This window comes from Paenibacillus xylanilyticus (genome assembly GCF_013359935.1).
GTDB classification, from domain to species: Bacteria; Bacillota; Bacilli; order Paenibacillales; family Paenibacillaceae; genus Paenibacillus; species Paenibacillus xylanilyticus.
The window spans coordinates 14,106-33,507 of the sequence record NZ_JABMCB010000153.1 but is presented as its reverse complement, the minus strand read 5'-3'; the positions used below and the strand labels follow the sequence as shown (position 1 = coordinate 33,507).

Below are 19,402 nucleotides of genomic sequence, written 5' to 3'. Positions count from 1 at the left end.
GAATGACTACAACAACCCCAGTCAGCCTTACCGCCAGACTGAGTATACCACGAGTACACCGCTGACGGTAAATGGAGCTGGCAAGCTACACTAACGAAGCACTTAATGAATAACCTTATGTCCTGTAGTCCCTGGATCAGATGAGGATCGTTTCGTTGTCCGGACACTAAATGTTAACCATATACAGTAAAAAACAAGAACAACTAATAGGAAAAGATCATACGGCAAGGTATTGGCATCCTGGAGGTCATCGCTCAGGAATTGAATCAGATTATGTATGAAATGAAACAGAATCAGGGGAATGATGTTCCCATTTTTGAGCATTAGCAGTGCCAGTACGGCTCCGAGCAGCAGTGCATAGACCAGTTGCAGCATCGTATCAGCCACGCTTTGGCCCGAGAGTGCATTCAACATATGCGTAACGGAAAACAAGATGCTCGAGGTCACTACCGCTGCCATTGCACTCCTGCGAAGTAATGTCTTGAATATGAGTCCACGGTAGACGGTTTCTTCCACAAAAGCGACAAGCAGGGTGAAAAAGACAAAAAAGATCACTTTCGTCAAAGTCAGTTCTGTAAAACCTTTCAGGGCGATTGTACCCAGTACAAGGAGTAACGGAATATAATACTTTACATGCAAAACCGGAATCGTCCGAAGCGAACGAAAACCGGTCTCCCCCCACTTACGCCGCACAGTTAGATAAATTATGAGTACAACAGCCATCGGTGTAAAAGACATAAGTACAGGCGAAGTATAGTCCAGCTGCTTCACTGTCGCTACAGCTCCTGCCGCAAATACAGCGAGCAAGAGCAGCAGTTCAATGATGATTACGATCAACACCGGTTTGCGCTCGGAAAAGGACGGATTTCTACCGGTTTGCGGGGATGTCATGGTTGGATCAGCCTCATTTCATCTTCATTTGTCGTTGTCATACGAAATGATATGACCATTTAGTTGTATCACATCAACGGAATTTCGAATATCCTTATTTGGATAAAATTATAAAAGTAACAAAATAGAGACTTTCTCCAACTTCTTTTCCCCTAAAATCAGGTATGGCTTGTGTTCCAAACTGTCATCATAGTAGTACGCAAGTTAGCGGCTGCAGGGTTACCTCAACTCCGCAACGTCTTATATAGAGAGAAAATAACGAACATGCACGATGCATAACAAATCAGGGGGTCACTATGAAAGAACTATTTCTGCGCTGGGGGCATCTGCTGGCTATACTGTGTATACCGCTTCAAGGTACCATATATGTAATCCTTGGCAGCAATACGGGGAACGATGTCTTCTACAATTACGCCTGGATCGATACACAAATTCCATTTATCAAAGAATTTATTTACCCATACATCAGTTGGATGCCGATTCTGTATCTTGGATTCATCTATTTGGGACTGACGAATAAAACGTTATTTTGGCGCACACTGCTCACATACAATGTCGGGGTGATTGCGGCCAACATCTGTTTCGCAGTCTTTCCAACGCATGTACCGCGTCCCTTGGTTGGCGGAACAGACCTGAGCAGCACGCTTGTACAGTTTATCTATGCAAATGATGCTCCGTTCAACTGTTTCCCAAGCATTCACTGTCTCACAAGTTATCTGCTGTTCATCATCATCAACCGGCACTTGAATTCCAGACCACTCGCGCGAATCTCCTGGTCCGTGTGGCTCTGGCTGATCATCGCTTCAACGGTGTTTGTGAAGCAGCATTCCCTGCTGGATGTGGCAGGTGGAATTCTGTTTGCGGAAGCAGCGTATTGGGCGGTTCATGTTTTCTTGGTTCGCAGCGGCCTTGCTCGCAAAAAAGCAAAGCAGCGCGTTGGTGCCACCAACACAAGCAGCAACGCCTAACATTTTCAAAGGCAGACATGAAACATGCTGCATGAAATCAAAAGAGGGCCGAGGCCCTCTTTTTTTAACATAAGTATATATAGAAGAAACCGATAAACTGTGGCCCAAATTCCGTGATGCATTCTTTCAAATGTTAGATTACCGGTGGACGCTCATGGAGCCAGTCGGAAGGCTGGGTTCCTGTTATGCGTTTGAATATCCGGTAAAAGTATGACAAATCACGATAACCAAGAAATTCAGCAATTTCCTGTATAGAGAGCTGCGACTCAGTGAGCAGAAATAACGCCCGTTTCATCCGCTGGTCATGTACATACTGGCTGATCGTTTGGTTCGTCACGCTTTTGAACAACGCTGCTGCGTAGTTGGGTGTCTTGCCAATCTCATCTCCGAGATCTTCCTTCGTCAGTTTCTCCCGGTAATGCCGCTCGATATATCGTTTCATTCGCTCTGCATGCATATGCTTCTCTGGTGGAATGACTCCCCGATCCAGTTCACGATTCACATAAATCAATACTTCCATCAATAAGGCCTGGCTCATCATGACATAATAAGACTGACGTTCCTGCCACTGCTGGTGAATCGCCTTCATGCGTTCATGGATTAGCTCGTAACATCCCGGTTTGTGGCGCACAACTTCCGTTCGTTCCAACGCAGGCAATGCGTCTGCCTGATCTCCTTGCAAATGCACAACAATTTGCGTATGCGTTACCGTGGGAATGCTTTTGCCATAATAGGAGACACCACCAGGAATCAAGAGCAATTCACCCTTCTCCATGATCTGTTTCTCACCGTTCACCCAATATACACATTTCCCATAAGTAACCAAGCTCAGTCGCCATATCCCTTCGGACTGCACTGCTTCTTCGTACCAACCGACACCATTAATGTGCCGGACTTCTAACGGAGTGATCATAACACACCTCATTACTGGACTATACTCCAATCATTGTACTATAGTTCATACCCTGATTCGACAGAAAACGCTACAATACACACATAAGCAAAACATATGAGGAGGAAATCAGCATGTTGAAAACAAAGATTATTTGTACTATGGGACCTGCTTGTGACTCGATCGAAACATTGAAGGTAATGATTCAGGAAGGGATGACGGTTGCCCGTCTGAATATGGCTCACGGCGAGCTGGAAGATCACGTTACCCGGATCAACAACATTCGCAAAGCGGCTTCCGAACTGAACAAATATATACCCATTATGATGGATATCAAAGGACCTGAAGTTCGTATTGGCAAACTGAAAGAAGCATCCTGCCACCTGCAGGCTGGCAAAGAACTGATCCTGACAACGGAAGAAATTCTTGGTGACGCAGAACGGATCTCGGTAAACTACCCGGAACTGAATCTCGTTGTGAAACCTGGCGATCGCATCCTGATTGATGATGGTCTGGTAGATCTGACTGTACTCTCTGTAGAAGGTTCGGATATTCATTGCAAAATCATCAGCGGAGGCATCCTGAAACCACGTAAAGGTGTAAACCTGCCAGGGATCAAAACGACACTGCCGGGTGTAACCGAGCGTGACGTCATGCATATCGGATTCGGAATCGAAAACGATATCGAAATTATTGCAGCTTCTTTTGTTCGTAAAGGCGATGACATCCGTGAAATTCGCAGCATTTTGAAAGAACGCGGTGCTGAGCACGTACAAATCATCTCCAAAATCGAAAACCAGGAAGGTATGACCAACCTGAACGACATCATCGAGGCATCTGACGGTATCATGGTAGCTCGTGGTGATCTCGGGGTTGAAGTACCGATTGAAGACGTACCTATGATGCAAAAAGAAATGATCGACAAATGTAACCGTGTCGGTAAACCGGTTATCGTTGCTACACACATGCTGGAATCCATGCAGGTTAATCCGCGTCCAACACGCTCCGAGGTCAGTGACGTTGCAAACGCAGTACTCCAAGGCGCAGACGTTGTCATGTTGTCAGGTGAATCGGCCGCAGGTAAATATCCTGTACAATCGGTTCGCACGATGGCTGCTGTTGCCCGCCGTGCAGAAACGATGATTGATTACAAAGAGCAATTTGGACAAAAGTCAGCTCAACAAGTAGCCGACATTACAGAAGTAATCAGCCAGGGAGCTGTAAGCTCTTCCCTCGTACTGAATGCCAAAGCGATTATTACTTCAACAGAGAGTGGCTTCACGGCGCGCATGATCTCCAAATACCGTCCAAAGGCGCCCATCATTGCTGTTACTCAGCATGAAGAAGTACTCGCTAAAATCTGCCTGCTCTCCGGTGTCATTCCGGTTATGGGCGATAAAGTAACGACAACAGACGAAATGTTTGAGTCCGCTACACGTAACGCAATCAAAACGGGCTATATCGAAAAAGGTGACATCATTGTATTGTCTGCAGGTGTACCTATCGGCCAATCCGGTAATACAAACCTGATCAAGGTTCAACAAGTCTAATTCATTTCACGCAGTTAAATTAAACAAATAAAATCCACCGAGGCTCAAATGCCATCCGGTGGATTTTTTATATCAGACTATAGTTTATAACGTTCTACCAGCCAAAATTCAATGTCTTTCCTGTTTCGGCCCAGGATTTGATACTGCTCAAAATCATCCACCAGCTGCTCTGCGCATTCGCAAAGGAAGGATGGTTGTCTGTAAATTGATCATTGATCAAGGTCAGCTTCGTACATTCGCCCACGGTCTCGAGCTGGAAGACCACTCTGGATTCAAGCTCGGTATGATTCGCATGGTACGATGGTCCGGGATGCTCACGATAACTGAGTCTGGACAACGGTTCAAATTCCAAAATATCACCGTACACATGGACTGTTTCAGTACCATCATTGCCAGGCCCTACATAAGCAAACGGCTGACCCGGTTGAAAATTGGAACGAAGTTCACTGCCAAAGAAACTGCTTCGTGTGCCGTCAGGAGAAATCAGGGCATTCCACACGTCTTCCAGCCCGGCATTGATATAAAATTCATATTTCAATTCCATGAACTCACTCCCCTATGCATTGGATGTGCGATCTACCAACTCGCATACCTATCCTACCGTTATACCCTTAACTTCGTATTGTAAAAACACGACAACGGAAAAATAAAATTCATTTTTGAATGCTGACAGCCCCATCCATATACAAGGATTATATCCCCGTATAGTGCTTTCCCAGAAGATCAGATATACTAAAATGGAATGAAATAACAGCTTGTTCCTTATGTATTGATAGGGCTGCCACACCAAATGCAGAGGGGATGAACAGAATGGATTCCACAACTCATTTCAGCAGGCCCAGCATGGGACTGTTGAATCTGAATGAAGGCGATAAAAGATATCAGCTGACACGGCATGCTCCTTCCGAAGCACTTAGCCCTTTTGTTAAACATTTCTGGGTGGTATCGTGGGATCTCAATGGACTTGATCCGTATCCCCAACATGTGGTGCCGAATCCCTGTGTCAATCTGGTCATAGAGCGGGGCAACACCTTCTTCTTCGGACCTTCCGGACGAAAATTCTCCTATTTGATCAACGGAAAGGGCAGTGTGTTTGGTGTGAAATTCAAACCAGGTGGATTCTATCCATTCATTCGGGTTCCTGTCTCATCACTGTACAGACAACCCATGGAGGTTTCCGGTGTTCTTGACGTCAGCGCTGAATCATTGGAAGAACGACTGCTTGGAGATGGCTGTGATGCGGATAAAGCCCGTTATATGGATCAGCTTTTATGCGCACACCTTCCAGCTGAGGATGCGCAAGCGAGGCTGGTTCACAATATCGTGCAGCAGATTGAGCTGGATCGCGAGATGTTGAGAGTGGATGACCTTTCATCTTCTTGGAACATTCACACCAGAAAACTCCAACGTCTGTTTAATCAATATGTGGGAATCGCCCCCAAAACCGTAATCAAGCTGTATCGTCTGCAAAATGCCGCCGATCTGATTGACCGCGGTCTTCACTGCGATCTGGTTAAGCTCTCTCAGGAGCTCGGATATCATGATCAGTCCCATTTCATCAAAGACTTCAAATCGATTATCGGGAGTACGCCCGAAGAATACGTCAACTCACGAAAAAACCTGTCCTCAAATATCAGGACAGGCGGATAACTTCAATCGTATCACCCGTATGGATTACACCTTCCCGTTCAACCGAACAGACGATACCGCGTTTTTTGCGGGCGGCTGGCACGAATTTTTTACGCAAACCATCCTGTTCATACACTTGCTCAATGACTTTTCCCGGATGTAAACAAGGAAGATTCTCCCCTTCGCATATCAAACCCGTTCCATCAGGAAACAGAAGCCGCGTTCCGGCAGGCAGCTCAGTCAATTGATCAATGCCTCGGACCAGCATGTTGGCCCCAAGCCATTCCGGACGCACTTCAGGAATATTCATTTTCTCGGCGATAAGAGCACATTCCTCTTCAGAAACAATACTGATCTGCCGACGATTGGCAATCGGTGTGCCTCGCTTATATATTTTCTGTCTGGAGTCCGCTGGACGCAGCAGACCGTAATGGCGGTCTCCCGGAATACCAGCGAGCTCAATATCAATAAAGGGTACTACCCGTGTAATAAATGTCGACGGATCATCCGCAAGCAGCACAAATTGAACGGTCCCTATGCCAATCCCCTCTTTTCCATGAGCTTTTCATTTTCCATGATATACATTATTACCCAATGGGGATATTTCAGCAATCGGCATATGTTGATCTTGAGACCTGACTCGCGCTGAGCATCATTCGTCATGTAAAATCTGCTGACTTCCTTCCCTTCGGTAGCATCGGCCCCAAAATGGACGCCCCTGCCAGAAACAGCACACCACTCACGGTAAATACCGTCACTAGGCTTAACTGATCCATTAAATAACCTGCGAGCGACATGCTAATTACCATCATGCCCATAAATACTGGGGTAACCGCTCCCCCCACACGGCCAATAAAAGCTGTATCCGTATTACGCATGATCATCGTCTGAATCCCTACATGAATCCAAGGGTAAAAGAATCCATTGATCATCTGTGCCGCCATGGTAAGCAGAATGCTCTCGGACCATCCCATCATAACCGTTCCCAATGCACTGAGTAGCAGCCCTACAGCGAGCAGGACCTGCGGCTGAAGCTTTTTGGCTGCACTCATGATAACCCCGCCTCCAACCAGCATGGCCGCTCCATTAACCATGAGCAACCACTGAAGAAAGGTTTTGTCCTGGCCCAGATTATCGATGGCAACAAAAAGCATTAACGGCTGAATCAATCCTGCTGCAAGCCCGGATACAGCAAAGGTCATAACCAGTGTCCGCAAGGCCGAATTCGCATACACATATCGAAATCCTTCAGCCAGCTCTTGACGAAAAGACCCCTGAATGACTGCACCTACAGACGTCATTTCATCCTTAGGTAACCGCGAAAGGACAAAACCCGAAACGAGGAACATCACCGCTGTAACGACAAGAGATACTTCAATCCCGTAGTTCTGATAGATGACCGTTCCGATCATGGGGCCAACCACCATAAAGACCGCCACCATTGTTTGGAACATAGCCATTACTCCCTGCAGTTCCTCACCCGGCACGTGCTGCTTGAACAGCTTCATTGCCGAAGGCTGAGAGAACTGGGAAAAAACAGCCGACACCAAGGTACCCAGCAATACTGAATACCATGGACCAAACATTAATGCAACCAGCACAGCCACCGCAGACAATGAGGAGAGCACATCACACCACACCATGGTACGCTTGGGCCTCCAGCGATCAGCAAACGTTCCTCCGATGATGGCAAACACAAAAATCGGTGCATACTCCGCTACAGAAATCCAAGATACGGCCTGCGGGTCATTGTTGGTCAGATCCGTCACATACAACAGAATGGCAAAATTGCGTATCCAAATCCCCAACTGCAAAAGAATTCGCGAAACGACAATCGTTCGCACATACGGATTACGAAACAACTTTAACTCCTCCTTCAAATTTCGCCAAACATAATTAAATTTAATTTTGTTTGTTTATTTATAGACAATATATAATAATGTTTGTTTATAAGCAACAAGTTTATCAGATTGTCCACTTTGGATATATTTAATCACACAATTAATTTGTGCAAAATTAAATTCACACTTTTAGTTCTCGTTACGAACATTTATACTGAGAAGGCAATGAACTAAAATACATAAAAGAAAGCTAGGTGTTCCCATTGATTGGTGCAATTTTTGTAGCTCTCGTAGCCATTGAACACATCTATATCCTGGTGATGGAAATGTTTATGTGGACCCGCCCACGCACAATGAAAACCTTCGGTCTCACTCCTGAATTAGCAGAATCGACCAAGTCTCTGGCTGCCAATCAGGGGCTATACAATGGATTTCTCGCGGCGGGGCTAATCTGGGGGCTGTTGTACCCCGACCCCATTGTTAGTCAGCACATTCAGATCTTCTTCCTGGCTTGCGTAATCATTGCAGCCCTATATGGAGGGGCGACAGCTTCGCGGTCTATTATCGTCAAACAGGGATTGCCTGCGATTATCGCACTGCTCTTGGTCCTTTTCCTTTAATCACCGCATGCTTGGCAGCTCGCCGCCCTGATTCATTACAAACCAAGCATGGTATGGTAAGGTAATAGTGGCAACAAGTCATGCCAATCACCGTGATTGATCTGGAAAGGAGAACGTCTCATGGGACTGTTTGACAAGCTTCGGCGTCGCAAAAAGGAACCTGTACCCGCAGGCGGAGCCGTGGAATCTTCTTCGCATAGTGAAACCATTGTTGGTTTTATACTATTGGAACAGGATGACTGTGATTTTGATCGCTTCATCCAAACGATGAAGAATGATTGGGATATTCATATCGATGAGAATTCGGAAGAGGGCAATCTTTTCTTTGAGGTAGATGGAATGCAGGTGGTATGTGCTCATATCGGTGCCCCTGTCCCCAACCACGAAGTGGAGGAGAATGCCAAATTAAATATATTGTGGCGTGAAGCGGAGCAAGTTACTTCCAGGCATCAGTCACAGATTATCGTTTCTGTTCTGAACGCAGCGGATGCCATCCAGGGACATATCCTGTTTACCAAGACAGCGAGCGCCCTGTTGCAGCTTGACCACGCACTCGCCATATATTTGGCGCCGCTCGTTGTCGAGGCACGTCAATATGTGGAGACGAGTCACAGTCTCAAGCAGGATGAGCTGCCGGTCTCCCTTTGGATTTTTATCGGTATGTACCAGAGTCCTGAAGGCGCTTCAGCCTATACGCATGGATTGCGAAACTTCGGAAAAGAAGAGATCGAGATCATACATTCAGCCAACCCGTTAAGCGATGTTTTTGAAATGATGTTCATGGCCATGACTTACGTGATTGAAAATGATGTCACTTTGCATGACGGAGAGACTCTCGGATTTACAGCCGAGCAGAAGCTCCCGATCACCCGGTCCAAGGGAATAGCTGCTGAAGGAACCAGTTTGAAGATTGGATTTTAGTTGAGCCGTTTGAATTACATGCTGCAAAATGCAGCATGTATGAAATGAAAAGTTAGATTTTTCAATAAAAAATGAAGTGCTTATTGTAATCTCGATGGCATATATATTAACACAGGAGGGAATATGTTTGTTGACAAGCATATTCCCTCCCCCTATAATCTAAAAAAACACCAGCTTCTACCTGTTAGCAGCTTAACAAATGAGGGATTTCGTTGGTTCAATCCATTGATCGCGCAATGCATATTGTTCAGCTTCTGTTATCCGGAAACACCCGCTCCGGCTGGGCCATATCAGACATCTCAGAACGTGTAGGCTTGCCTCTAAGCACCACCCACCGGCTCATCAGCTCCATGATGGAACACGGACTTGTCACGCAGATTCCGGATACCAAGCGCTACAAAACCGGGTCACGCTGGATGGAAGTCGGCCTGCAGCAGTTGGAGGAATCCGATATGCGCCTTGCTGCGAGACCCATCATGGAACAATTGGCCGATGAAGTTAAAGAAACTGTATTTCTGAGCATGCCTTACGGGCTCTACTCCATGGGCGTGGACAAAGTAGAGAGCCAAACCAAGCTTCGCGTGGTAGAAAACCTGGGCGAGCGCATCGCCATGCATATCGGCGCACCCAACAAGGCCATGCTTGCCAGCATGGACCCCAGAGAAGCTGAGGCCATTCTCATTCGACTCATCGATGACACCAACAAGCGCAATGAGCTGTTGCAGACATTACCCTCGATTAAGCAGGCCGGCTATTGTGTCAGTTATGCGGAACTTACCGAAGGGACCGTGGCCATCTCCTCCCCCATTATGGGATTCGGCCGCAAAGTAGAGGGAGCCATTGGCATTGGTGTTGTCAGTTACCAGCTCACGGATGAACGGGTTGCCTTTCTTGGCAAGCTGGTCACCCATGCGGCGCTTGAAATATCCAACCGGATTGGCGGATAGCCCGCCTGATCCGGCCTGTACCGGGTCTCATTTTCAAGAAGTCTGTCTCTTCACATTCAACGATTCAGCCCCTTACATCATGACCACTTCACTCAACCCTACATCAAGATATTCAACCAGCACTCCAGTTACACACACTGATCCGCCTTCCTGAAGCTTTATTGTCCATCATCTCTGTCACTATAATCGGAAACACTTTCCGCATTACGGAAATTCCACTTGACATGAAAAGAGGGATTCGATGAATAACGTACAGACCACCATTGAACAGACAGAACGCTTGGGAGCACACAATTACCACCCCCTTCCCATTGTAATCGCCCAAGCAGAAGGCGTCTGGGTCGAGGATCCGGACGGCAAGCGTTATATGGATATGCTTAGCGGATACTCCGCCTTGAATCAAGGGCATCGTCATCCCCACATCATCGCAGCACTGCATAAGCAATCCGCCAAGGTCACACTCACCTCGCGCGCCTTCTACAATGAACCTTTAGCCGAATTACTGGAGAAGCTGACCCAGTACACCGGCAAAAATATGATTTTGCCCATGAATACAGGTGTCGAAGCTGTAGAGACTGCCATCAAAGCGGCACGGCGCTGGGGTTACCGGGTAAAAGGAATTCCTCAAGGGCAGGCCGAGATTATTGTCTGTTCCGGCAATTTTCACGGGAGGACCCTTACGGTAACATCATTCTCCTCCGAACCTTCCTATCGGGAGGATTTTGGTCCATTTACACCGGGCTTTACCATTATTCCTTACGGTGATATTCGAGCTTTGGAGCAGGCCATCACAGCAAACACAGCAGCATTTCTCGTTGAACCGATCCAGGGTGAAGCTGGCATTGTCATCCCACCGGATGGGTATCTGCAGCAAGCGGCGGCGCTCTGTCGTCAGCATCATCTACTGCTCATTGCTGACGAGATCCAAACCGGATTTGGCCGAACCGGTAAACCCTTTGCCTGTGATTGGGAAGCAGTTGTCCCAGATATGTACCTGATGGGCAAGGCATTGGGCGGCGGTGTACTCCCTGTGTCTGCTGTCGCTGCAGATCGCAGTATTCTCGGTCTGTTCGAGCCCGGCTCCCACGGTTCCACCTTCGGCGGCAACCCGCTGGCTTGCGCCGTAGCCATAGCCGCACTTCAGGTGACTGAAGGTGAAAAACTGGCTGAGCGCTCTCTTCGGTTGGGCGAGCAACTCCTGTCCAGGTTAAAGGCCATTAACCATCCGATGATTATTGACATCCGCGGAAGGGGATTATTCATCGCCATTGAGCTGAGCTGTCCGGCAAGACCTGTATGTGAGAAGCTGCAGCACGCTGGACTGCTCTGCAAGGAAACACACGAGCATGTTATCCGCCTGGCACCCCCACTCATAATTTCCGAAGAAGACCTGCACTGGGCTGCAGATGCCATCATCGATGTTTTTGCCAGTCTATAACCAGAGCACACGTTTTCTTGCGACTCATCTGCACCATCATTCCATAAGAAGAGGTGTTCCCTATGAAAAAATGGTCTACTCCACAACAAATCGCCGCATTGCTAAGCGATCTGATCCGCATCCCGAGCATCAGCGAATCGGAAGCCGAGGCTGAATTTCCTCTTTTTATCACACAACAACTAAGCGAGCTCGATTATTACAGACAGCATCCCGAATATCTTCAATCCCATCCCACTGGAGATGGCCGCACACTCGTAACCGCTTTGGTCAAAAGCCAAATACCCACTGCACGAACGATTATTGTACTCAGCCATTTCGACGTGGTAGAGGTGGATTGTTACGGAGACTGGAAGCCTTATGCCTTCAATGTGGAGAAACTGACAGAACTTTTCCACAGCAACAAGGAGCGTCTGCCGGAGAAAGTCCGGGCCGATATTGAGACGGATGATTGGATCTTTGGACGTGGTGTAATGGACATGAAGTGCGGTCTCGCCCTCCAGATGTCCATGATCGAACGAGCTTGTCACGGAGAATTTGACGGCAATCTGCTGCTGCTTGCAGTCCCCGATGAGGAGGTTAATTCTGTTGGCATGCGCGCCTCCATTCCTGTATTGCTCGAACTTGCCAAACGCCACGGCCTGGAATACGCACTGCTGATTAATTCGGAATCCCATTTCGGGGATGGTGATGAAAGCGGACGATATCTGGAGAAAGGCTCGATCGGCAAAGCACTGCCCGGATTTTTGTGTTACGGCAAAGAAACCCATGTCGTTTATCCATTTAAAGGTCTCAATGGCAACTACATGGCTGCCGAAATTACAGCCGAGCTGGAGATGGACACCACCTTCTGCGAACATGTTGAGGGGCAATCCACTCCGCCTCCAACCAACCTGATTCAACACAGCATGATGAATGCCTATTCGGTAACGATCCCCTATCGTGCTGTGACCATGAGCAACCTTCTGCTGCTGGAGAAATCGGTGGATCAACTGATCGAACCCCTGCTGGATGTGGCGCGCCGCGCCGCTGCCCGTATTGAACAGAAATACCATGCACGCGCATCCGCCTACCTTGGTGATTCCTCAGAGGAGACAAACATTCAGGTAAAGGTGATGACGTATGAAGAGCTGCTCCGTTATGCCCATCAAACCTATGGTGAAGAGCAGGTAACAGCCGTCATCCAGGAGGCACTTCATCGCAACCCTGAAGCGGATGACCGCGGTAATACCTCAGCCGTTGTTGATGCTCTATCTCTTCTGTGCAAGGCTCTGTCTCCCATGATCGTGCTGTTTTTCGCGCCGCCTTACTACCCGCCAAACAGCTCGTACCAGTCCCAGATAGTGACTGAAATATGCAACAGCCTGTCCGAGTATGCTCTGGCACACCATCAGTTCGAGCTTCATCATGCCAACTTTCATAGCGCCATGACTGATCTGAGTTATGTAGGCTCCACTTCAGGCACAATTTCACATGACCGCCTGGCAGACAACATGCCGCTGTGGAACAAGGGTTATTCCATTCCGCTGAACGAAATGGAGCAGCTCGCCATACCTGTCATGAATTTGGGTCCTTACGGCAAGGATGCGCACAAATGGACTGAACGTCTGAATGTGCACTATGCCTTTGTTACGATGCCTGATTTGCTCTCCACCTGCATTACCATGGCGCTTGCAGCCGGAGCTTCTACACAAGCGGTATAGTTTCATATCGTACAGACTTCATAATACGACTCATGTTGACAGTATTCATGGTAAAAATGTATTACTTCAGCTATTAATGTACATTAATATGACACAATAAGTGATTTAATTATAAAACTCCGAACATTTTAGGGTGAATAAAAGATTTTGCGTCACTCATATGTTATTCTAATTGACACCGAATAACTTCTCTTTTATGATGTAAGAAAAATATCAGCCTGATCACACTCTATCACTTGGTAACCCTGTCAAGAGCGACCCGACTTATTGCTTGTTATATTTTCGGAAAAGTTTTCCGTATTACGGAAAGAAACAATTTCAAGCTAAATCTCACCGGAAGACGGAACGCACTAATGCTCACTCTCCACGCAGAGTATGCCCGCATAAACGGCGTTCCGGACCGTAAATCAGGAGGGAAGCGTGTGGGCAGATATATCGCAAGGCGAGCGGTCACCGGAACGCTGACTGTCATCGTGGCCATAGTGTTTAGCTTTTTGCTTATCCATCTCGCGCCTGGAGACCCCGTCAGCATTTTGTCAGGCCGGGATAACCCTTCGCCGGCAATGGAGCAGGCTCTGCGCGAAAAGTACGGGTTGGACCAGTCCGTCGGCATGCAGCTGCTCACGTATTTCAAAAACCTGCTTCAAGGAGATCTGGGACAGTCTATCTCCAATAATCGACCCGTCACCGAGATGATTGGCGAACGGATCGGACCTACCCTGCTGCTGTCACTCACCACGGCGATACTCTCCCTTATTATCGGAACAGCACTGGGAATCTACTGCGCCCGGCGCGCAGGCTCCAAACTGGATACTGCCATGAACGGCATATCCTATCTCTTCGATGCCATGCCAGGGTTTTGGCTTGGCATGATGCTCATCATGATTTTCGCTTCATGGCTGAATATCCTTCCCACCGCAGGCATGGTTGACCTGAGAGGCGGGTACACGGGATTCGTCCATGTAATGGATGTCATGAAACATCTCATTCTGCCAGGAATGACGTTAACTCTGATCAGCGCCCCCTACTTTTTCAGAATTGCCCGCTCTTCCGTACTTCAGGTCATGTCAGAGGATTTTGTAACCACACTACGGGCAACCGGCATGAATGAAGGCCGGATATTCCGCAAATATGTTTTCAAAAATGCTGTACTTCCTACCATCACTGTTTTCGGGATTACATTAGCCTATATCTTCACGGGTGTAGCCATCATCGAAATTGTCTTCAGCTGGCCTGGCATGGGCAGCTTCATGCTCAAGGCAATCAGCAGCCGGGATTACCCACTGCTTATGGGCATCTACCTCATCTTATCCATCTCGGTTGCCGTCACCATGATTATCGTTGATCTGCTCTATGCATTTATCGATCCCAGGATCAGGTACAAGTAAGGAGGCCATGTCCCATGGAAACGACAATAACCACACAAAGCTCCTTCAAACGGATGGTTCATACAGTCAATGGCATTCTTCCACTAAAAATAGGTCTCGGCATTCTGGCCTTGCTGGTGTTGGTCGCCATCTTTGCTCCACTTATAGCTACGCATGACCCATATGCACTTGGTGAAGAACTGACAGCTCCCCCTGGGGCCGTGCATCTGCTCGGTACTGATGGACTGGGGCGTGACGTATTCAGCATGATTATCTACGGTGCAAGGACTTCACTGCTCATTGGCGTAGTAGCTGCTCTGATCTCCGGGGTCATCGGTACCCTGCTCGGCGGTATCGCCGGATTTTATCGTGGACCATTGGACAAAGTGCTCACCGAGGTCAACAATATTTTTCTCATCATGCCTACCTTCTTCCTCATACTTCTCGTCATTGCCCTGTTTGGCAGCAGCATGCTGAATGTCATGCTGATTATCGGCTTAACCAGTTGGGTGGGTAATGCCAGGCTCATGCGTGCACAGGCAATGTCACTGCGTGAACGAACCTTCGTACTTAGCTCAACAGCCATTGGTGAGAGCCGCATTCGCATTTTATTCAAACATATCATTCCCAATGGCATTTTCCCGATTATCGCCAACACCACCATGAACATCTCCGGTGCCATTCTAACCGAGGCAGGTCTCAGTTTCCTTGGATTGGGCGATCCCAACGTGGTCAGCTGGGGACAGATTGTTTTCAACGGACGTGCCTATCTGACTTCCGGCTGGTGGATCTCTACCTTCTCCGGCTTGACCATTGTGATTACCGTGCTGGCATTTTATCTGATCGGAGACGGATTGAATCGCATACTCAGTCCCAAGCTGCGCGGCCATCACTAGACTTCATTACTTATAATCCACTAGGCATCCCTGCAGTCCATCCCCACAAGAGGAGGCAAACATTATGCCCATGGTTGAATTGAACAATCTCAGCGTCACCTATAAAACGAAACAAAGACATGTCACTGCCGTGGACCGGGTGTCGTTAACCATCGATGAGCGTGATTCCATCGGCATCGTTGGCGAATCAGGTTCCGGCAAATCCACACTGGCCATGGCTATTCTCCGATTGCTCCCCGAACAGGCAGCCGAAGTTACAGGTGAAGTGCAGTTTAACGGAACTGACCTATTATCACTTAACGAAAGCGAGCTGGCTCGTCTGCGTTGGACTGAACTTGCTGTCGTGTTTCAGAAGTCAATGAGTGCATTAAGCCCGGTACATCGCATAGGTGTCCAAATGTCTGACATTTACCGCATGCACGAAACCAAAGTCTCCAAGCGTGAAGCAAGAAGTCGCATGGTTGCGCTGCTGCACATGGTCAATCTCCCGGAACGTGTATATGACCTGTATCCACATGAACTGTCAGGCGGCATGATGCAACGGGTTGCAATCGCGCTCAGTCTGATGCACCAGCCCAAGCTGCTCATTCTTGACGAGGCCACAACGGCTCTTGATGTCGTGACCCAGGGTCAGATTTTGGATGAAATGCTTGAATTGGAACGTAAACTGGGCATTACTCGCATCATGATTACTCATGATATGTCGGTGGTGGCCTCTGCCTGCAACAAGGTTGCTGTAATGTATGCAGGACGAATCGTGGAAACGGGACTGGTGAAACAGGTACTGACTCACCCCCTTCATCCTTATACGCAAGGATTATTAAGGTCCATTCCGTCGTTTACGGGGGAAAAGGAAAATGTTCGTGGCATTCCGGGTTCCATTCCCGATCTGGCACTCTTGCCTACCGGATGTATTTTCGCCAGCCGCTGTGATCATGCCGTAGAGCTATGCCGCCAAGTCAATCCGGACGAAACCTTGTTCCAGCAAGGGCATCGCGTGGCCTGTCATCTCGTTGGAGGTGAACTCGCACATGCCCACTAATTCCCCCAAAGCGATTGTAGCCCAGGATCTGGTCAAGTATTACACGCAGCGCAAACGCATGGTCATCAATGGCAAAGTATCACGCAAACAGGACGTCAAATCGGTCGATGGTGTCAGTTTTTCTTTGGAACAGGGGCAGGTACTTGGCGTTATTGGCGAGAGTGGCTGCGGCAAATCCACACTGGGCCGACTGCTCACCAAGCTGGAGGAGGTTACGTCAGGGCAGATCAATTATGCAGGTGTTCCCTCACAAGAGTTGTACAAACGGAGCCCATCCGAATTCCGTCGTACAGCCCAGATGATCTTTCAAAATCCGTTTGATACGTTCGACCCTCGCTTCACGATTGCCAAGATTCTGACAGATACCCTGAAACTGCATCGAATAGGTCAAAATGATGCCGATCGCCTCGCGCTATGCTCGGAACGAATGGAGCAAGCCGGACTGCGTCCTGCTTCCGACTTCCTGTATCGTTACCCGCATCAGCTATCTGGTGGTCAACTGCAGCGCATATCCATCCTGCGCTCGATGCTGCTCAATCCTCTTTTTATCGTAGCGGATGAACCTGTATCCATGCTCGACGTTTCCGTTCGGGCCGATATTATCAATATGCTGACTCACGTCTGCCGTGAAGAGAATACGGCCATGGTGTTTATCAGCCACGACATTGTATCCACCCGTTATGTATCCGATCAGGTTGCTGTCATGTACCTGGGGCGTTTCGTGGAAACTGGCCCCACAGATGAAGTACTTCATCATCCGAAGCATCCATATACCAAAGCACTCATCGCCAGTTCATCCAAACTGGAGTCCATTGGCCAGCCGCAGGAAACGATTCGGATCCAAGGTGAGCCTCCAACTCCCATTCATACCGGTCCAGGCTGCTACTTTTATTCCCGTTGTTATCAGAGGAGAGATTCATGCCTTACCCAATATCCCGAAGCTGTTGATTTGGGCAACGGTCATTGGGTCAGCTGCCCATATACAGAGGATGATCCCACAGAAGCGAGTTGGCGACAAAAGCAGGATCCGCAGTTAATTTAACTACGACAAAGGGAGTGGAGACATGAAAAAAAGGTTGGCCTTATTCTCGATACTGATTCTGATGGCAGGTCTGCTCGCAGCCTGTACGGGGGGCGGCAGCGGAAACAATTCGGAAGGAACAACTGAACTTTCGGGCAATACGGCGGAGAATGGCGTAAAGGAAGGCGGCACTCTACTCGTTGGCCTAACCGGTGATCCGTTATCGTTCAATCCTGACGGAACTTCCGACGATTATCTATACCCTGTTGCACAGAATCTGTTCAGCCGCCTGGTCAAAATCAACAACGATCAACAGATCATCTCCGATCTGGCCGAAAAGTGGGAGATCTCGGATGATGGATTAACGTATACGTTCCATCTTCATCCGGAGGCCACTTGGCATGACGGCGAGCCGGTTACCTCCGCCGATGTTAAGTATACGCTTGAAGCCATTAAGGAAAACAGTGGCCTTGCGGTGGAAAGCATCAGTGGCATTACAGGTATCGAAACCCCCGACGAGCATACGGTTGTCATTACGCTGGGCGAACCGGATGCGTCCTTCCTTGGTTATCTGGCCTGGTATGGAACGTTCATTCTGCCGGAACATATCTACAGCACCGCTGAATGGAATACAGGTACATCGGGTACGCCCATTGGCAGTGGGCCATTCAAATTTTCCGAATACACCACTGGCGTGAACGTGTCACTGGAACGCAATGAACATTATTTTGGGCAGGTCCCCCATGTCGATAAACTGATCTTCTCCATCATTACCGATCCTAACACCATGCTGCAATCCTTCTATAACGGTGAGCTGGATGTCTTCGGCGGTGATCCGCCGGCTTCCGAGCTACAGGTGATGATGCAAAAACCAGAAGTCGTTATGAAGAGCAGCCTTTGGCCATCCAGAACCTATCTTCTGTTTAATTTTGATCAGGAGCCATTCAATAAACTTGAAGTTCGTCAAGCTGTTGCTTATGCCATGAACATTCAGGAAATTCTGGATAAAGCCCTGAAGGGACAGGGTCAAGTTGCGGAAACTTTCATATCTCCTGTCTATGACTGGGCCATTGATGATACCTATAAGGTCCCTGAACCGGACGCTGCCAAAGCCAAAGCATTGCTAGAACAGGCAGGACTTACACCAGACGGCAATGGAAACTATCTGAACGTTACCCTTGATATTTTCCAATATGATGTGTACCAGGATATCGCTACTGTAATTAAGGACCAACTCGGCAAAGTAGGCATTAATGTGACGATTAACGTGAGTGATTATGCTGCCTGGGATACTCAGGTCGTGCAGGAACGGAAATATCAGCTCAGCATTCTCGGTGGCTATCAAGGTCCTGATGTAGGAGCGATTACGAACCGGATCGGTACCGACTGTCCATCCAACATTATGGGCTACAGCAACAAAGAATTGGATCAGCTGCTGGCTGAGGGCGGCAAACTCGTCAAGGAAGACGAGCGCAAGCCGAAATATGCGGAAGTTCAACGCATTCTGACAGAAGATCTACCCATCATTCCCATCAGTGAATATGTTGGTACCAATCCGGTGCATCAATATGTGAAGGGTGATCCTTCTTCTGCTGAAGCACTGCCGTTTACATCCTTTTCCGAGTACAACTATGTATGGCTGGATAACTGATCAAAAGGCCCGGGTGCGAATGCGCTTG

18 protein-coding genes are annotated in these 19,402 nt (G+C 48.2%); 13 read left to right on the top strand and 5 right to left on the bottom strand.

Annotated elements, in window-relative coordinates:
- Positions 1–102: 102 nt before the first annotated feature.
- Positions 103–891, bottom strand: a complete 789-nt coding sequence (locus HP552_RS04875; protein ID WP_175394478.1) for a CPBP family intramembrane glutamic endopeptidase — start codon at positions 889–891, stop codon at positions 103–105.
- 296 nt (positions 892–1,187) lie between these two features.
- Here HP552_RS04875 and HP552_RS04870 point away from each other — a divergent pair, with 296 nt between their 5' ends.
- Positions 1,188–1,859 (top strand): phosphatase PAP2 family protein, encoded by a 672-nt coding sequence (locus tag HP552_RS04870; protein WP_175394477.1) that lies wholly within the window; start codon positions 1,188–1,190, stop codon positions 1,857–1,859.
- Positions 1,860–1,992: 133 nt separating this feature from the next.
- Here the strand turns inward: HP552_RS04870 and HP552_RS04865 are convergent, their stop codons facing one another.
- Positions 1,993–2,772 (bottom strand): helix-turn-helix transcriptional regulator, encoded by a 780-nt coding sequence (locus tag HP552_RS04865; protein ID WP_175394476.1) that lies wholly within the window; start codon positions 2,770–2,772, stop codon positions 1,993–1,995.
- Between the two features lie 113 nt (positions 2,773–2,885).
- Here HP552_RS04865 and pyk point away from each other — a divergent pair, with 113 nt between their 5' ends.
- Positions 2,886–4,301 carry a pyruvate kinase gene (pyk, locus tag HP552_RS04860; protein WP_175394475.1) on the top strand — a complete coding sequence of 472 codons (1,416 nt, stop codon included), beginning with the start codon at positions 2,886–2,888 and terminating at the stop codon, positions 4,299–4,301.
- Positions 4,302–4,395: 94 nt separating this feature from the next.
- Here pyk and HP552_RS04855 read toward each other — a convergent pair whose 3' ends face one another.
- Positions 4,396–4,845, bottom strand: coding sequence for an SRPBCC family protein (locus tag HP552_RS04855; RefSeq protein WP_175394474.1), 450 nt, complete (start codon positions 4,843–4,845; stop codon positions 4,396–4,398).
- 266 nt (positions 4,846–5,111) lie between these two features.
- Between HP552_RS04855 and HP552_RS04850 the strand changes: the two genes are divergently transcribed.
- Positions 5,112–5,951 (top strand): helix-turn-helix domain-containing protein, encoded by an 840-nt coding sequence (locus HP552_RS04850; protein ID WP_175394473.1) that lies wholly within the window; start codon positions 5,112–5,114, stop codon positions 5,949–5,951.
- On the opposite strand, the gene HP552_RS04845 is transcribed toward HP552_RS04850, so the two are convergent.
- Both HP552_RS04845 and HP552_RS04840 read right to left on the bottom strand, forming a co-directional pair.
- Positions 5,935–6,450, bottom strand: coding sequence for an MOSC domain-containing protein (locus HP552_RS04845; protein ID WP_312884207.1), 516 nt, complete (start codon positions 6,448–6,450; stop codon positions 5,935–5,937). The genes HP552_RS04850 and HP552_RS04845 overlap by 17 nt on opposite strands.
- 139 nt (positions 6,451–6,589) lie before the next feature.
- Positions 6,590–7,792: an MFS transporter gene (locus HP552_RS04840; protein WP_175394472.1), complete on the bottom strand. Its 1,203-nt coding sequence runs from the start codon at positions 7,790–7,792 to the stop codon at positions 6,590–6,592.
- Positions 7,793–8,034: 242 nt separating this feature from the next.
- Between HP552_RS04840 and HP552_RS04835 the strand changes: the two genes are divergently transcribed.
- From HP552_RS04835 to HP552_RS04790, 10 genes are all read left to right on the top strand, one after another.
- Positions 8,035–8,391, top strand: coding sequence for a DUF1304 domain-containing protein (locus tag HP552_RS04835; RefSeq protein ID WP_175394471.1), 357 nt, complete (start codon positions 8,035–8,037; stop codon positions 8,389–8,391).
- A gap of 120 nt (positions 8,392–8,511) precedes the next feature.
- Entirely contained in the window at positions 8,512–9,312 is an 801-nt protein-coding gene (locus tag HP552_RS04830; RefSeq protein ID WP_175394470.1) for a DUF4261 domain-containing protein, read from the top strand.
- Between the two features lie 212 nt (positions 9,313–9,524).
- Positions 9,525–10,259, top strand: coding sequence for an IclR family transcriptional regulator (locus HP552_RS04825; protein WP_175394469.1), 735 nt, complete (start codon positions 9,525–9,527; stop codon positions 10,257–10,259).
- 241 nt (positions 10,260–10,500) lie between these two features.
- The gene (locus tag HP552_RS04820) at positions 10,501–11,697 is read left to right on the top strand and encodes an ornithine--oxo-acid transaminase (RefSeq protein WP_175394468.1); all 1,197 of its coding nucleotides are present in this window, start codon (positions 10,501–10,503) and stop codon (positions 11,695–11,697) included.
- Positions 11,698–11,759: 62 nt separating this feature from the next.
- Positions 11,760–13,397 (top strand): M20/M25/M40 family metallo-hydrolase, encoded by a 1,638-nt coding sequence (locus HP552_RS04815; protein ID WP_175394467.1) that lies wholly within the window; start codon positions 11,760–11,762, stop codon positions 13,395–13,397.
- A gap of 422 nt (positions 13,398–13,819) precedes the next feature.
- On the top strand, positions 13,820–14,785 hold the full coding sequence (locus tag HP552_RS04810) for an ABC transporter permease (RefSeq protein WP_175394466.1): 966 nt from the start codon (positions 13,820–13,822) through the stop codon (positions 14,783–14,785).
- A gap of 14 nt (positions 14,786–14,799) precedes the next feature.
- Positions 14,800–15,660, top strand: coding sequence for an ABC transporter permease (locus HP552_RS04805; protein WP_217506319.1), 861 nt, complete (start codon positions 14,800–14,802; stop codon positions 15,658–15,660).
- Between the two features lie 64 nt (positions 15,661–15,724).
- On the top strand, positions 15,725–16,702 hold the full coding sequence (locus HP552_RS04800) for an ABC transporter ATP-binding protein (RefSeq protein ID WP_217506318.1): 978 nt from the start codon (positions 15,725–15,727) through the stop codon (positions 16,700–16,702).
- Positions 16,692–17,744: an oligopeptide/dipeptide ABC transporter ATP-binding protein gene (locus HP552_RS04795; protein ID WP_175394465.1), complete on the top strand. Its 1,053-nt coding sequence runs from the start codon at positions 16,692–16,694 to the stop codon at positions 17,742–17,744. Before HP552_RS04800 ends, HP552_RS04795 begins: the two co-directional genes overlap by 11 nt.
- Before the next feature lie 22 nt (positions 17,745–17,766).
- Entirely contained in the window at positions 17,767–19,374 is a 1,608-nt protein-coding gene (locus HP552_RS04790) for an ABC transporter substrate-binding protein (RefSeq protein WP_175394464.1), read from the top strand.
- Positions 19,375–19,402: the final 28 nt, after the last annotated feature.

Excerpts from the sequence above, each read along its gene's own strand:
- HP552_RS04790 (WP_175394464.1), top strand. The coding sequence starts at position 17,767 with ATGAAAAAAAGGTTGGCCTTATTCTCGATACTGATTCTGATGGCAGGT.
- HP552_RS04875 (WP_175394478.1), bottom strand. The coding sequence starts at position 891 with ATGACATCCCCGCAAACCGGTAGAAATCCGTCCTTTTCCGAGCGCAAA.
- HP552_RS04820 (WP_175394468.1), top strand. The coding sequence starts at position 10,501 with ATGAATAACGTACAGACCACCATTGAACAGACAGAACGCTTGGGAGCA.
- HP552_RS04830 (WP_175394470.1), top strand. The coding sequence starts at position 8,512 with ATGGGACTGTTTGACAAGCTTCGGCGTCGCAAAAAGGAACCTGTACCC.
- HP552_RS04870 (WP_175394477.1), top strand. The coding sequence starts at position 1,188 with ATGAAAGAACTATTTCTGCGCTGGGGGCATCTGCTGGCTATACTGTGT.
- HP552_RS04855 (WP_175394474.1), bottom strand. The coding sequence starts at position 4,845 with ATGGAATTGAAATATGAATTTTATATCAATGCCGGGCTGGAAGACGTG.
- HP552_RS04805 (WP_217506319.1), top strand. The coding sequence starts at position 14,800 with ATGGAAACGACAATAACCACACAAAGCTCCTTCAAACGGATGGTTCAT.
- HP552_RS04850 (WP_175394473.1), top strand. The coding sequence starts at position 5,112 with ATGGATTCCACAACTCATTTCAGCAGGCCCAGCATGGGACTGTTGAAT.
- HP552_RS04795 (WP_175394465.1), top strand. The coding sequence starts at position 16,692 with ATGCCCACTAATTCCCCCAAAGCGATTGTAGCCCAGGATCTGGTCAAG.
- pyk (WP_175394475.1), top strand. The coding sequence starts at position 2,886 with ATGTTGAAAACAAAGATTATTTGTACTATGGGACCTGCTTGTGACTCG.
- HP552_RS04865 (WP_175394476.1), bottom strand. The coding sequence starts at position 2,772 with ATGATCACTCCGTTAGAAGTCCGGCACATTAATGGTGTCGGTTGGTAC.
- HP552_RS04800 (WP_217506318.1), top strand. The coding sequence starts at position 15,725 with ATGCCCATGGTTGAATTGAACAATCTCAGCGTCACCTATAAAACGAAA.
- HP552_RS04815 (WP_175394467.1), top strand. The coding sequence starts at position 11,760 with ATGAAAAAATGGTCTACTCCACAACAAATCGCCGCATTGCTAAGCGAT.